The organism is Parvibaculum lavamentivorans DS-1 (assembly GCF_000017565.1).
Taxonomy (GTDB): domain Bacteria; phylum Pseudomonadota; class Alphaproteobacteria; order Parvibaculales; family Parvibaculaceae; genus Parvibaculum; species Parvibaculum lavamentivorans.
The window spans coordinates 1,422,423-1,436,161 of record NC_009719.1 but is presented as its reverse complement, the minus strand read 5'-3'; the positions used below and the strand labels follow the sequence as shown (position 1 = coordinate 1,436,161).

At 60.7% G+C, this 13,739-nt stretch carries 13 protein-coding genes; 10 read left to right on the top strand and 3 right to left on the bottom strand.

What is annotated here, in order from left to right; translation table 11 throughout:
- Positions 1 to 67 precede the first annotated feature (67 nt).
- The 9 genes from PLAV_RS06605 to PLAV_RS06565 all read left to right on the top strand — a co-directional run bounded on the left by PLAV_RS06605 (position 68) and on the right by PLAV_RS06565 (position 11,513).
- Positions 68 to 1,309: an aminotransferase class I/II-fold pyridoxal phosphate-dependent enzyme gene (locus PLAV_RS06605; protein WP_012110195.1), complete on the top strand. Its 1,242-nt coding sequence runs from the start codon at positions 68 to 70 to the stop codon at positions 1,307 to 1,309.
- Positions 1,310 to 1,425: 116 nt separating this feature from the next.
- Positions 1,426 to 3,996: an FtsK/SpoIIIE family DNA translocase gene (locus tag PLAV_RS06600; RefSeq protein WP_049767858.1), complete on the top strand. Its 2,571-nt coding sequence runs from the start codon at positions 1,426 to 1,428 to the stop codon at positions 3,994 to 3,996.
- 85 nt (positions 3,997 to 4,081) lie between these two features.
- Positions 4,082 to 4,813 carry a LolA family protein gene (locus PLAV_RS06595; protein ID WP_012110193.1) on the top strand — a complete coding sequence of 244 codons (732 nt, stop codon included), beginning with the start codon at positions 4,082 to 4,084 and terminating at the stop codon, positions 4,811 to 4,813.
- 120 nt (positions 4,814 to 4,933) lie between these two features.
- A complete protein-coding gene (locus PLAV_RS19295) occupies positions 4,934 to 5,827 on the top strand; it encodes a gamma-glutamyl-gamma-aminobutyrate hydrolase family protein (RefSeq protein ID WP_012110192.1) in 894 nt (297 codons plus the stop codon).
- Positions 5,754 to 7,145, top strand: coding sequence for a glutamine synthetase family protein (locus tag PLAV_RS06585; RefSeq protein WP_012110191.1), 1,392 nt, complete (start codon positions 5,754 to 5,756; stop codon positions 7,143 to 7,145). Before PLAV_RS19295 ends, PLAV_RS06585 begins: the two co-directional genes overlap by 74 nt.
- 210 nt (positions 7,146 to 7,355) lie before the next feature.
- Complete coding sequence (locus tag PLAV_RS06580) at positions 7,356 to 8,738, top strand: aspartate aminotransferase family protein (RefSeq protein ID WP_012110190.1); 1,383 nt, start codon at positions 7,356 to 7,358, stop codon at positions 8,736 to 8,738.
- Positions 8,739 to 9,149: 411 nt separating this feature from the next.
- Positions 9,150 to 9,788 (top strand): hypothetical protein, encoded by a 639-nt coding sequence (locus PLAV_RS06575; RefSeq protein WP_012110189.1) that lies wholly within the window; start codon positions 9,150 to 9,152, stop codon positions 9,786 to 9,788.
- Between the two features lie 41 nt (positions 9,789 to 9,829).
- Positions 9,830 to 10,636, top strand: coding sequence for an exodeoxyribonuclease III (locus PLAV_RS06570; RefSeq protein ID WP_012110188.1), 807 nt, complete (start codon positions 9,830 to 9,832; stop codon positions 10,634 to 10,636).
- Positions 10,637 to 10,871: 235 nt separating this feature from the next.
- A complete protein-coding gene (locus tag PLAV_RS06565) occupies positions 10,872 to 11,513 on the top strand; it encodes a TetR/AcrR family transcriptional regulator (protein WP_012110187.1) in 642 nt (213 codons plus the stop codon).
- Here the strand turns inward: PLAV_RS06565 and PLAV_RS06560 are convergent.
- Complete coding sequence (locus tag PLAV_RS06560; RefSeq protein ID WP_012110186.1) at positions 11,504 to 11,983, bottom strand: PaaI family thioesterase; 480 nt, start codon at positions 11,981 to 11,983, stop codon at positions 11,504 to 11,506. The genes PLAV_RS06565 and PLAV_RS06560 overlap by 10 nt on opposite strands.
- Positions 11,976 to 12,470 (bottom strand): cyclic nucleotide-binding domain-containing protein, encoded by a 495-nt coding sequence (locus PLAV_RS06555; protein WP_012110185.1) that lies wholly within the window; start codon positions 12,468 to 12,470, stop codon positions 11,976 to 11,978. The genes PLAV_RS06560 and PLAV_RS06555 overlap by 8 nt, the downstream gene beginning before the upstream one ends.
- 108 nt (positions 12,471 to 12,578) lie before the next feature.
- Between PLAV_RS06555 and PLAV_RS06550 the strand changes: the two genes are divergently transcribed.
- Positions 12,579 to 13,049, top strand: coding sequence for an acyl-CoA thioesterase (locus PLAV_RS06550; RefSeq protein ID WP_012110184.1), 471 nt, complete (start codon positions 12,579 to 12,581; stop codon positions 13,047 to 13,049).
- On the opposite strand, the gene PLAV_RS06545 is transcribed toward PLAV_RS06550, so the two are convergent.
- A complete protein-coding gene (locus PLAV_RS06545; RefSeq protein ID WP_041535882.1) occupies positions 13,050 to 13,736 on the bottom strand; it encodes a response regulator transcription factor in 687 nt (228 codons plus the stop codon). It abuts the gene before it with no gap.
- Positions 13,737 to 13,739: the final 3 nt, after the last annotated feature.

Genomic DNA, 13,739 nt, shown 5'->3' with positions numbered 1-13,739 from the left:
CAATTGGAATTAACCCTGATGTTCCCCACAACCCCTTGTGGCGGACCTGCAAAGACCGCGCAAAATCATGACGGCAAGCGCCGCTCTATCCCGCTTTGATGGACTGCCCGGCAGCCCCTTTCCGCGCCTGAACGCGCTGATCGAGGGAATTGAGCCCGGCCGCCCGCCGCTGGTCATGTCTCTCGGCGAACCGCAACACGCGTTTCCTTCCTTCGTGACGGAAGAAATTTCGCGGAATGCCGCGCTTTTCGGGAAATACCCCCCCATCATCGGCACGGCGGCATTTCGCGATGCCGCCGCCGGCTGGCTCGGCCGCCGTTATGGCCTCGAAGCGGCGATCGGAAAGGGGCGCGCGCTCGACCCCAACGAGCAGGTCCTGCCTGTGAACGGTACCAGGGAGGCATTGTTCAGCATCGCCCAGATCGCCACGCCGCCGGAGAAGGCGGGCAGGCAACCGGCAATCCTGATGCCGAACCCGTTTTACCAGTGTTATGCCGCTGCCGCGCTCGCGGCCGGTGCGGAGCCCGTCTATGTCGACGCGACCCGGGAAACGGGCTTCATGCCCGATTTCGCGGCGCTGCCGGAAGAGCTGCTGGCGCGCACCGCGATGATCTATTTTTGCAGCCCCGCCAATCCGCAGGGTTCGGTGGCAAGCCTCGACTATCTGAAGCGCCTGATCCTGCTCGCAAGGCGATACGCCATCACACTCGCGATCGACGAGTGCTACGCCGATATCTATGACCGGGAGCCGCCGGCGGGCGCGCTGCAGGCGGCGATGGCGCTTGCGGAGGAGACAGGCGGCGGCGGCGACCCTTTCGCCAACATCATCGTTTTTCACTCGCTATCCAAACGCTCGAGCCTGCCGGGGCTGCGCTCGGGCTTCTGCGCTGGCGAGCGGGCGCTGATGCAGCGCTTTCGCAATTTCCGGAATATTGCCTGCCCGCAAGTGCCCCTGCCGCTGATGGCGGCTTCCGCCGCCTGCTGGAACGATGATGCACACGCCAGCGCCAACCGCGACCTCTACCGCGCCAAAATCGACGCTGCCGAGCGCGTCTTCGGCAACCGTTTCGGCTTCTATCGCCCGGCCGGTGGCTTCTTTCTCTGGCTCGATGTCGGCGACGGCGAAAAGGCGGCACGCGAGCTATGGGCGAAGGCCGGCGTGAAAGTGTTGCCGGGAGCCTATCTATCGCGCGAAGATTCACCCTACGGACCCGGCGGCAATCCCGGCGCAGCCTATATCCGTGTGGCATTGGTCGACGGACAGGCGGAAACGGAAGAAGCCCTCGCCCGCATGGCGGAGGTTCTGTGATCGGTACGTCGGCGAAGCGAAGCCGCGCCGCAGGCGGAAAGCCCGTGCGCAAACCGCGCGGCACGAAATCGGGAGCCTCTTCCCGAAAGCAGGAGGGCCCGCAGGCCCATCGGAGGATGCAGCGCGTGAGGAGTTGGCTCGTCAATCCGCTTGCCTATCTGCCACCGGCAGTGAACGCCTTCGTCGTGCGGCGCGTCGTGGAGGCAGCTGGCATTGTGCTGGTCGGGCTGGCGAGCTTCGGACTTCTCGCCGTGCTGAGCTGGTCGATCGACGATCCGAGCCTCAACAACGCCACCACACGCCCTCCCGGCAACTGGATGGGCCTTCCCGGCGCTTATGTCGCGGATGTGCTGCTGCAAACACTTGGTATTGCCTGCCTTCTGCTGCTGTTGCCGCCTCTTGTCTGGGGCATCCGCGCTTTTTCGCACCGGCTGTCGAGCTATATCGTGCTCCGCGTGGCTGCCTGGCTCGCGGCGACGCTGGCAGCGGCGACATTTTTCGGTGCGCTGCCCCGCTTTGCTTTCTGGCCGCTGGCGCTTGGTCTTGGCGGCGTGCTGGGCGATGCGCTATCGGCGCTCGGGCTCAGCATCTTCGCACCATTGACCGGCGAGGGCTTCGCTTACACGCTGACGGCGCTCATCGCCGCGCCTGCGGCTTTTTTCCTGGTTCTCTATGCGACCGATACGTCCATCGCCGATCTTCGGATGGCGGCCGAACATCTGCGCAACTGGCGCGCGGCGGACGAAGAGGAGGAAGAAGACCGGCTTTATACCGGCGCGGCGCGCGCACGCCGCCGCGGCGCACCCGCCGACGAGCCCGCCCGGCCCCACAGGCCCGACGTGGAGCCGAGCCGCCTTCGCATCGCGATGTGGGAAGTCGGCGACCGGCTGAGCGATGTGCGCGACCGGCTCCTCCGGCGCGGCGACTACGCACCATTGACCGCCGAGGAAATCGAGGCTGCCCGCCAAGGCAGGCTCGGCGAATTCGGACGGCGCGGCGAAGAAAGCGCGAGCGAACGCCGCGCGCGCCGCCGGGAAGCAAGAGCCGCCCTCACCGCTGAAGAGCGGATCGAACCGACACTGGCCGAAAAGCCGGCACCACGCGTGAGCCGCGGTACCACGAAGCCGGTACGGCCCTCGAACCGCGCGGCACGCGAAGCCCAGCCGAAATTGCCCTTCGAACAGACGGGCGATTATCAGTTGCCCCCCCTCAACTTGCTGACCAAGCCGAAACCTTCGGCCATGCCCGCGAAGCTCACCGACGATGCCTTGCAGCAGAACGCGCGGCTGCTCGAATCCGTACTCGACGATTTCGGCATTCGCGGCGAGATCATTTCGGTGAGCCCGGGACCTGTAGTCACGCTCTATGAACTCGAACCGGCGCCCGGCATCAAGTCTTCGCGCGTGATTTCACTCGCCGACGACATTGCCCGTTCGATGAGCGCCGTGTCGACGCGCGTCGCGGTCGTGCCCGGCCGCAACGCCATCGGCATTGAGCTTCCCAATGCGCGGCGCGAGACGGTTTATCTGCGCGAACTTCTGGAAACGCAGGAATATGAAAATTCGAGCTCGAAGCTGACGCTGGCGCTCGGCAAGAACATCAACGGCGAGCCGGTGCTCGCCGATCTCACGCGCATGCCTCATCTTCTGATCGCGGGCACCACCGGCTCCGGCAAGTCGGTTGGTATCAACACCATGATCCTGTCGTTGCTCTACCGGATGTCGCCGGACCAGTGCAAGCTCATCATGATCGATCCGAAGATGCTGGAGCTCAGCGTCTATGACGGCATTCCTCATCTTCTCGCTCCTGTCGTCACCGAACCGAAAAAGGCCGTGGTGGCGCTCAAATGGGTCGTGAAGGAAATGGAAGACCGCTACCGCAAGATGTCGAAAGTCGGTGTGCGGAACATCGACGGATACAATACGCGCGTATCGGAAGCGAATGCGCGCGGCGAAGTGCTGGTGCGAACGGTGCAGACCGGTTTCGACAAGGAAACGGGAGAGGCGATCTACGAGGAAGAGGAAATGGACCTCTCGCCCATGCCCTTCATCGTCGTCATCGTCGATGAAATGGCCGACCTTATGATGGTGGCCGGCAAGGAGATCGAGGCCGCCGTTCAGCGCCTGGCACAGATGGCGCGCGCTGCCGGCATTCACATCGTGACCGCGACGCAGCGCCCCTCGGTCGACGTCATCACCGGCACCATCAAGGCGAATTTCCCGACCCGCATCTCTTTCCAGGTAACGTCCAAGATCGACAGCCGCACCATTCTCGGCGAGCAGGGCGCCGAACAACTGCTGGGCCAAGGCGACATGCTCTACATGGCCGGCGGCGGCCGCATCCGCCGCGTGCACGGGCCCTTCGTCTCGGACGAGGAAGTGGAGAAGGTGGTGAACTTCCTGAAGCGGCAAGGCGTGCCGGAATATCTCGAAGCGATTACCGCGGAGGAAGAAGAAGGCGGCGACCCATTCGCGTTCGACGGCGGCGCAGGCTCCGGTGACGATCTTTACGACAAGGCGGTCGCCATCGTCGCCCGCGACAAGCGCGCCTCGACGAGCTATATCCAGCGGCGCCTGCAGATCGGCTATAACCGAGCCGCCCGCCTGATCGAGCTTATGGAAGAACAAGGCGTTGTGAGCCCGCCAAACCATCAGGGAAAGCGCGAGGTTCTGGTAGGCGACCACTAGAATCCCCGGTTTCCATTTACCCGTTGCTAACCGAACGCCGTCAAAAGGCCCTGCCGGGCTCCACATTTTGCCACAAAAGGCCGCCATGATTTCCGTCATGAGAGACTTCCAGCAAAACCAGAAATACCGGCAGCTGGCACTATTGGCTGCGGCGGCGATCGGCCTCGCCTTGCTCTTTGGGACTTTTCTCACGGCAAGCGGAAGAGCCAACGCCCAGCCGATCGTAACTTCGCAGACATCGGACACCGGCGCGTCAGAAGCGCAGCGCAGTGCGGAAGATGAAAAGGCGCTTGAACAGGCAAGCGCCTATCTCGGCGCACTCGAAAACCTTCAGGGCAATTTTCTGCAGGTTGGCCCGGACGGTTCGGTTGCGGAGGGCAAATTCTATCTTCGCCGGCCGGGCCGCCTTCGCTTCGAATATGAGCCGCCGGAAAACCTGCTTGTGGTGGCGGACGGTACCTGGGTCGCGGTGAAGGACAGCTCCGCACCCGCGCAGCGCTATCCCATGGCGTCCACGCCGCTCAATCTTCTGCTCGGGAAAAACGTCGATCTGACCGAGAGCGCCCGTGTGCTCAACGTCGAAACACAGCCGGGCGCGCTTCTCATCACGCTTGCCGACCGCAGCGGCGAGGCCCCGGGCAAGATCACGCTTATTTTCGACCAGCCTGCGCTGCAGCTGCGCCAGTGGGTAGTGACCGACGCTCAAGGTCTGCAGACCACCGTAGCCCTGCGCAATGTCCAACAGGGCATTCGCGCCGACAATGCGCTGTTCGTCTTGCGCGACGACCAGCGGCCGGAGATCGGCGGCAGGCGCTGATCCGGCTGCCATAAGTGGCCATTCGCGTCTATTATTCTCAACAGAAGTCTTTTTTGGATGCCGCCGCGCCGCCTGCCGCCTTGACCGGTTATGGGGGCGGCATGGTACTTGTGAAGCTGCATGACACGAAAATCACATCGGCGCCCGATTGTTGGTATCCCCTGCGACGTCAAAATGCTGGGGCCGCACCCCTTTCATGCTGTGGGCGAGAAATACCTCGCCGCCGTTGATGGATGCGCCGATTGTCAGCCGATCCTCCTGCCGGTACCGCGAGAGCCCTTCAAGGAGGCGGCGGACCAGCTCGACGAGATTTTCGCCCTTTGCGACGGCATATTTCTTACCGGTTCCCACTCGAACGTCCATCCCGAGAATTATGGCGGCACGCCCCCGCGCGAGGGTGTGCTCCTCGACCGTCAGCGGGACGCGCTGACGCTGACGCTCATCCGGCACTGCGTCGAACGTGGGGTGCCGCTTTTCGCCGTCTGCCGTGGCTTTCAGGAAATGAACGTCGCCTTCGGCGGCACGCTCCATCAGCACATCCATGAGGAGCCGTCGGAAGCCGGCTTTGCGCCCCGCTTCGATCACCGGGAAAACAAGGATGATCCGCTCGATGTCCAGTATGGGCCCGCGCATGATGTGTTCCTGGAGGCGGGCGGCACTTTCGAAAATCTGCTGGGCACACGGACGATTGAGGTAAACTCCCTGCACGGGCAGGGCGTGGCGCGTCTCGCCGATGCACTGGTGGCGGAAGGCCGCGCCGCCGATGGTACGGTGGAGGCGATGCGGGTGCGTGAGGCGAAGAGTTTCGCTCTCGCTGTGCAATGGCATCCCGAGTGGAAATATTGGGAAAACCCGGTATCGCAGAAGCTGTTCCGGGCTTTTGGAGACGCGGTTCGCGAAGCAGCGGCCGGGAACGCGGAAACGGAAAGAGTGGTGTCCCATGGCGATGGGCAGCGAAGAGAACGAGACGAAAGAGACGGTCAACAACGAGGAAGACCTGATCAAATGGCTTAGGGACCGCCGCATAACCGAAGTGGAATGCATGGTGTCGGATATGGCCGGCATCGCGCGCGGCAAGATTATCCCGACGCGAAAATTCATCGCTGGACTCAGCGATCGCTCGCTGAAACTTCCAGAATCCATCTTCGGTCAGACAGTGACCGGCGACTATGTCGACAGCGATTTTCTCGGCGACATTGAACCGGACATCATTCTCGATCCGGATCCCACCACTGTCCGCGTCGTTCCCTGGTACGACGAACCCACCGCCCAGATCATCTGCGATGCGAATTATCGCGACGGCAAGCCTGTGCCGATTGCACCGCGCAACGTGCTGAAGCGGGTGCTCGCACTTTTTGAGGAGAAGGGCTGGGCACCGGTCGTAGCGCCGGAGATCGAATTTTATCTGGCTGCCAAGAACATTGACCCAGATTACCCGCTCGAGCCACCCGTGGGCGCGAACGGCCGCCAGGAAACCGCGCGGCAGTCCTATGGTATCGACGCTGTGAACGAGTTCGATCCCATCTTCGAGGACATGTACGATTTCTGCGAAGCACAGGATCTCGATATAGATACGCTCATCCACGAATCCGGCGCAGCGCAGGTCGAAATCAATTTCGATCACGGTGCACCGCTCGACATTGCGGATCAGGCATTTCTTTTCAAGCGCACGATGCGGCAGGCGGCCCTCCGCCACGGCATCTATGCCACCTTTATGGCCAAGCCCTATGAGGGCGAACCCGGCAGCGCCATGCACATCCATCAGTCGATCGTAAGCAGCGGCACGGGCGACAACCTCTTCGCGACGAAGCAGGGCAAGGATACAAAGCTTTTCCTCTCCTATATCGCCGGCCTCCAGAAGTATTTGCCTGATGCCATGGCTCTGATCGCACCCAATGTGAACTCGTACCGCCGGATCGTCCGCGACCATGCGGCGCCCATCAACACTCATTGGGGCCATGAGAACCGCACAGTTGGCCTTCGCGTTCCGGAAGCAAAACGGCAGGGCCGCCGGATCGAAAACCGCGTGCCGGGCGCGGATGCGAACCCCTATCTCGCCATCGCGACCTCGCTCGCCTGCGGCTATATCGGCATGGTGAACGATCTGAAGCCGACGAAGGAGATGACCGGCAACGCCTATGACAGCAAGCGCTACGCGCTGCCACGCCACCTGCTCGATGCGCTGGGCAACTTACGGACAGCGACAGAGCTGAAGGAAGTGCTCGGCGCCGATTTCGTCACGCTCTACATGGACGTCAAACTGACCGAACACGAAGCCTATCAGCAGGTGATTTCGGCCTGGGAGCGCGAACATCTGCTGTTGAATGTGTGAGGCGGAGAGGCTGGCCTGGAACCGGCCTCTCACCTATACTTTCTCCATGACCAGCGACGCTTTCACACCGGCCGCCCGGATGCGTCTCGCCAAGCGCGAGCTGCTGATCCTTTGCGCGCGGATCGGTTACAATCCGTAGATCCGCTCCCCGCGAGCCATTACTCGCACTTTCCGCACTCTTTTCAGCAATCGGAACCGGAGCAAAAAACCGTGTCGCAAAACACCGCACTTTCAAATCAGACCAAACGCTGGCAGGAGATGGACGCTGCCCATCACCTCCATCCTTTCACCACACACAAGGATCTCGCCACCAAGGGTGCGCGCGTCATTACCCATGCCGAGGGCGTTTATCTTTATGACAGTGAAGGCAAGCGCATGCTTGACGGCATGGCGGGCCTCTGGTGCGTGCAGGTCGGCTACGGCCGCGAGGAACTGGCGCAGGCCGGCTACAAGGCGCTCAAGGAGCTTTCCTACTACAACAACTTCTTCCAGACGACGAACCAATATGCGGCGGAACTTTCCGACAAGCTGGCGGAAGTCTGCCCGAAAGGGATCGACCGTTTCTTCTTTGCAAATTCAGGCTCCGAAGGAAACGACAGCGCGGTGAAGATCATCCGTTACTACTGGAACCTGATGGGCAAACCGGACAAGAAGACAATCATTGCCCGCAAGAAGTCCTATCACGGCGTAACACTGGCGGCTGCATCTCTCTCCGGCCTGACACATCTTCATCCGCAGGCGGACCTTCCGCTGCCGGGTTTCGTTCATGTCGAATGTCCGGACTGGTTCGCCGAGGGCGGCGACATGACGCCTGAAGAATACGGACTGAAAGCCGCACATAGCCTGGAAGAGAAAATTCTCGAGCTCGGCGCCGATAATGTCGCGGCCTTCGTGGCGGAGCCCGTGCAGGGCGCAGGCGGGCTTATCATTCCGCCAAAGGGTTACTGGGAAGAGATCCAGCGCATCTGCCGCAAATACGACGTGCTGCTCCATATCGACGAGGTGATCTGCGGTTTCGGACGCACCGGCCAGTGGTTCGGTTCCGACACGTTCGGCATCGAGCCCGACATGATCAACATGGCGAAAGGTCTCTCATCCGGCTACCAGCCGCTTGCCGCGGTCGGACTGGGCAAGCGCGTCGGCGACGTTATTTTCAATTCCGACGAAGAATGGTCGCATGGCTTCACCTATTCCGGCCATCCAGTCGCCTGCGCCGTCGCCCTTGCAAACCTCGAAGTAATCCAGAAGGAAAAGCTGGTCGAGAAGGCCGGGGGCGCGACAGGAGCCTACTTTCAGAAAAAGCTCGCCGAACTCGCCGATCATCCCCTTGTGGGAGAAACCCGCGGCGTCGGTCTTCTGGGAGCGATCGAGCTTGTGAAGGACCGTAAGACCCGTGCCAAGTTCGACAGCGCGACAGATGCCGGCACCCGCTGCCGCAATCATTGCTTCTCCAACGGTCTGGTCATGCGGGCTATCGGCGACACAATGGTACTGAGCCCGCCTTTGACGATCACCGAGAGCGAGATGGACAATCTCTTCGGCCTTGCCCGTCACTGCCTCGACCTGACGGCCAGCGAGATCGGGGTGGTTTGAAAGAGGAAATTTTGTCTGGCGGGTTGACGTAGTTTTGCCTCAACTTGATGAACTGCTTAAAAAAAGGCACTCAATCACCTGTATCGATTGGCCCTTTTGTAGCTAGGGCGCGCGGTCGTACACAGTTTTTTGAGCAAACAAACCATATTGAACGGCGGCGATACCGGACCTATCTAGTTGGTCATGAGGGTGGGACATTGAGCTGCCCGGGCGACCTGCCCCCCGCTCGTCCGATGCAGCGTCCACACCCTTTCGGCGCCGGTTTTTCCCCTCCCGGTGCCACGCGCTAGTCGCGCGGTTGCGCCCCGCCTCCCCCCGGCGGGGCGCAACTTTTTCTGCCACAAGATTTCCGGTCGAAATTTTTGCACCTGCGGGCTGAACGACTAAGCTCGCAATCTCACGAATCGCCCGATGACCGCGAGCACCATGTCCCGAAATTTCGATCAAGACGGCAGTGAATATTCGTCCATCTCCGATGCGGATCTGACCGCTCTGGAGGCGGAAATACCGGTCCTTGCGGGGTTGCGAAGCTTTGCCGAGGAAGCGGCCAACATGCCGTGGTTTTCAAAACTGGGCCGCCCGCTGGACCGGGAGGTGCGTGCTCTCGCGCGCTCCTATCTTGACGGGCTCGGCTTTCCGGACGCAGAGCCCGCGCGCCTGCGCGACTGGATAGAAGCGGCCGACGCTGCCATGTCTCTCGACATTGATCCCGCCCACTGGGAAGCGGAAGAGGGTCTGCGTGCAAGCCTCATCGGCGACGCGCTCGAAATACTGAGCGAAGATGCCATGAACATCGCAATGACCCATGTGTCGTCGCTTCTCGCAGATCAGATCGGCATTGCCGTACGCAATGCGGCGGACTTCTGGGAGGTAGAAGACGAGGAACTGCTGAATGCCGCCGCAGGGGCCGCGCTGCAAACCGCACATGGGGCCGCACTCACGCTGATCGTCGGCACGGAAGACGACCATCCTTTCCGTCGCAAGTTTGCGCTCTTTACCCGGGGCCGCTGGCCGGTCGGTGTCGCCGGTTTAACGCTCAACATATTCTGACCCGCCTTATTCGGCACATCCAGCAAGAAACGGACAGAAACGTGGATATCAAGATCGCGACGTGGAATATCAACTCCGTCCGCCTGAGGATCAATCTTGTCGAGCGCCTGATCGCCGAGGAAAGCCCTGATGTGCTGTGCCTGCAGGAAATCAAGTGCATCAACGATGCCTTTCCCCTGAAGGCATTGAAGGCTGCGGGATATGAACACATCGCGGTGCATGGACAGAAGGGATATCATGGTGTCGCGACGCTGAGCCGCATCCCCTTCAAGAAGGTCGACAGCATGAATTTCTGCGAGAAAGGCGATTGCCGCCATCTCGCAACCGACCTCGACATGCCGGGTGGTATGCGGGTCCATAACTTCTATGTGCCGGCCGGCGGCGACGAGCCGGACCCGGAGATCAACCCGAAATTCGCTCACAAGCTGGCATTCGTGCGGGAAATGACGAGGCTCTATGATGGGCACCGCACGAAATCACAAAACCGGATGGTACTGGTCGGCGACCTGAATATTGCGCCGCTTGAACACGACGTCTGGTCGCACAAGCAGCTTCTCAAGGTTGTGAGCCATACGCCCGTGGAAGTCGCGCTTATGAACGAACTGATAGCCTCCCACGACTGGGTGGACGTGATGCGCCGTTTTGTGCCCGATAACGAGAAGCTTTATTCCTGGTGGAGCTACCGCGCGAAGGACTGGCTGGCTGCCGATCGCGGGCGCCGCCTCGACCACATATGGGTGACACCGGCACTTGCCGACACGCCGGTATCTATGACTGTACGCAAGGACGCGAGGGGGTGGGAGCGGGCGTCGGACCATGCGCCGGTAGTCGCGACGCTGAGGCTCTAGCTGGGGGCCAGCCTTCTGGGGGGAAGGACCTCGCCGCCACCCGCTCCTGGGGTTCCTACCGATCAGTCCGTGGTCTTCCGGGATTCGGGGGAATTGGCCGGCGACCATCTCGTTAGGGTAGATGCCCAATATTAGGGTATTGACCCTATTCGCGCAAGGGAGCAGGTTCCGCTATTGAGAGAGCCTTCGGCGCGGAAACGCTACGGCAAGGACCAAGACAAGAACAGAAAGTCGCATGGCAACACCAAAGACCGCAGCGCCCAAAACCAGAGACAGGATACTTGCCACGAGCCTGAAGCTCTTTAATGAGAACGGCTACGACGCCGTGACCACGGCCCGTATCTCCGACGAGGTGGGCATATCGGAAGGCAACCTCTGGTATCACTTCCGCACCAAACGCGACCTCGTGCGCGCCCATCAGCTGGCGCTCTTCATCCTTATCGACAAGCGGCTTTCCATCCAGTCGACGCCCACGACGGTGCTGGACAGCTACGCGCAGTTCAACCGGATGGTGTTCGAGGAGGTCTGGACCTACCAGTATCTCTACCGCGACCAGGCGGAATATGGCCGAACCTCACCGGAACTTGAGGACAGGGTGCATCGCATCTACGACACCACAACGACAATGCTGATCCGTTTTTTCCGCCACATGATTGACGTGGGTCACCTGGATATGCCCGACGACGAGTTGGCGCCGCTCGCGGACAACACCTGGATGGTGATTCGCTATTGGCCCAGCTTTCTGCGCGAAACGCGCCGCGTCGTGAAGCTGGACAAGGCGGCGCTCAATGCCGGCATCCGCCACCATTTCGCGCTCTTCGAAACGCACTTGTCGCCAAAGGCGCGCGCCTATTTCGAAAAGACGGCTTACGCCTGAGGCGCTTCTTCCTGCGGGGCGGGCTTTTTTTTCAGTGTGACAAATGTTGCTGTGGAACTGCCGGTCGCGAGAAGCTTCCCATCCTCGTCGACCAGTTCACCCTCTATGAAGCCGACAGACTTGCCGCGCTTTATGACATGGCCCGTGCCGATGATGCGGCCCGGCCGCGCGGCATTGAGCATCGAGACTTTCAGCTCGAGCGTCGGCGAAATCTGCCCCCATTCGAGATCGAGGCCGACGGCGAGGCTCATAACATCATCGAGCATGGCCGCCACCATGCCGCCCTGGATGCCGCCCCACATGTTGCAGAGCTCGGCACTTGCATTGAATGCCACCTTGACGCGGCGTTTCTCGCGGTCTGCCTCGAGGATCTCCAACCCAAGATAACGGCTTGCAGGGGCCATACGCTTGAACACCGCCTGGATATTCGGCGGCCACTCGCCTTTTGCTTCCGTCCGACTTTCACTCATCTCGCACCCTGCTCTTTTTTACGCCGCGGTCTGCCTTGGAAAACCGGCTCGCCAATACCCGAAGCTCTTCGCTTACCACATCGAGCCTGTCCGCAACACGCGCCGCAACCGATCCCGCCATTTCCGGAAATTCACCAAGAAGACGCTGAAACATATCGCGGCCAATCCGAAGCGTGGAGAGCGAAGTCACCGCGCGGACGCTCGTCCTCCTCAGTTCCGGCCCAAAAAGCGCCGTTTCGCCGATGAGGTCTCCGCTGTCGAGCCGAAGTGCATTTCGCCCCTCACCATCGTCATGCACAAGCATGACGGCCTCTCCCTCGATAATGAGATATGCGCAATCGGCTTCATCTCCGGCGTCGAAAACCCTGGCACCCGGCGCATAGTCCCGGCGCTCGCAGGTGAATGCGACGACCTCCAGACGCACGGTATCGAGACCGGCAAAAAGGTCGAGACGCTGCAACAGGGCGACGGCTGGTTCAAGGCTCATGGACAGAGATTAACCGAAGGAAAGGGCCCTGTCTTCGGTCCATGGTTTGCGCCCTGCCCTGCGGAACGATATGAACAATCCTAACAATCAACCTGCGGAGTCCGGTCAATGTCTTCCCCTTCCCCTCCACCATCCTGGGACTGGCCGAATCCGTTCATCCATGAAGTTCGCGTCGAGCCACATCACATCGATGATTTTCAGCACACGAACAATGTGGTCTATCTGACATGGATGGCGAAGACGGCTTGGGAGCACTCCAAAGTCTTGGGCCTCGATTTCCCAAGCTATGCGCGGCTCAATCGAGGCATGGTCGTCCGGCGGCATGAGCTTGAGTATCTTGCAGCGAGCCACGAGGGACAGCGCGTGCTGATCGGCACCTGGATCACAGCAAATGACGGGAAGCTGAGATTACGTCGTCGTTTTCAGATGATAAACGGCGATACGAACGAAACCTTGCTGCGCGGCCTGACTGACTTCGTCTGCATCAATATCGAGACGGGGCGTGCGACACGCATGCCGCAAGAGTTTGTCGACACCTACCGGCTGACGGCGGATGTCGCTGCGGACCGTCGCGGCTGACTAAGGAACGAGCCTGTAACCGCCCGCTTCCGTTACCAGAATTTCGGCATTTGACGGGTCTTTCTCGATCTTCTGACGAAGCCGGTAAATATGCGTCTCGAGCGTATGGGTCGTGACGCCTGAATTATATCCCCACACCTCCGCCAGCAATACGTCGCGGCCGACCACTTTCGTACCCGCGCGATAAAGATATTTCAGGATGGAGGTTTCTTTCTCTGTGAGCCTGACCTTCTTCTCTTGCGCATCCACCAACACCTTGGCGCTCGGCCTGAAAGAATAGGGTCCCACCTTGAACACCGCGTCTTCGCTCTGCTCGTGGCTTCTCAGATGGGCCCGGATGCGGGCGAGGAGGACGCCGAAACGAAAAGGCTTCGTGACATAATCATTTGCCCCGGCATCGAGCCCCCTTATCGCATCGGAATCCGTATCCGCGCCGGTGAGCATGATGATCGGTACCTTCACCCCTGCCTTCCGCATCAAACGGCAGGCTTCGCGCCCATCCATGTCCGGCAAACCGACATCGAGAAGCACGAGGTCGACATGAGCGGTCCGCGCATGCTCCAGACCTTGAGCTGCTGTCGCAACGCTGGCGCAGGAAAACTCCTCGTGAAGCTGCAGCTGTTCAACCAGCGAGCCTCGCAATACGTCCTCATCGTCCACGAGAAGAATTTTCTTCACAGCACTCATATG

Excerpts from the sequence above, each read along its gene's own strand:
- PLAV_RS06605 (WP_012110195.1), top strand. The coding sequence starts at position 68 with ATGACGGCAAGCGCCGCTCTATCCCGCTTTGATGGACTGCCCGGCAGC.
- PLAV_RS06600 (WP_049767858.1), top strand. The coding sequence starts at position 1,426 with ATGCAGCGCGTGAGGAGTTGGCTCGTCAATCCGCTTGCCTATCTGCCA.
- PLAV_RS06595 (WP_012110193.1), top strand. The coding sequence starts at position 4,082 with ATGATTTCCGTCATGAGAGACTTCCAGCAAAACCAGAAATACCGGCAG.
- PLAV_RS19295 (WP_012110192.1), top strand. The coding sequence starts at position 4,934 with ATGACACGAAAATCACATCGGCGCCCGATTGTTGGTATCCCCTGCGAC.
- PLAV_RS06585 (WP_012110191.1), top strand. The coding sequence starts at position 5,754 with ATGGCGATGGGCAGCGAAGAGAACGAGACGAAAGAGACGGTCAACAAC.
- PLAV_RS06575 (WP_012110189.1), top strand. The coding sequence starts at position 9,150 with ATGACCGCGAGCACCATGTCCCGAAATTTCGATCAAGACGGCAGTGAA.
- PLAV_RS06565 (WP_012110187.1), top strand. The coding sequence starts at position 10,872 with ATGGCAACACCAAAGACCGCAGCGCCCAAAACCAGAGACAGGATACTT.
- PLAV_RS06560 (WP_012110186.1), bottom strand. The coding sequence starts at position 11,983 with ATGAGTGAAAGTCGGACGGAAGCAAAAGGCGAGTGGCCGCCGAATATC.
- PLAV_RS06555 (WP_012110185.1), bottom strand. The coding sequence starts at position 12,470 with ATGAGCCTTGAACCAGCCGTCGCCCTGTTGCAGCGTCTCGACCTTTTT.
- PLAV_RS06550 (WP_012110184.1), top strand. The coding sequence starts at position 12,579 with ATGTCTTCCCCTTCCCCTCCACCATCCTGGGACTGGCCGAATCCGTTC.
- PLAV_RS06545 (WP_041535882.1), bottom strand. The coding sequence starts at position 13,736 with ATGAGTGCTGTGAAGAAAATTCTTCTCGTGGACGATGAGGACGTATTG.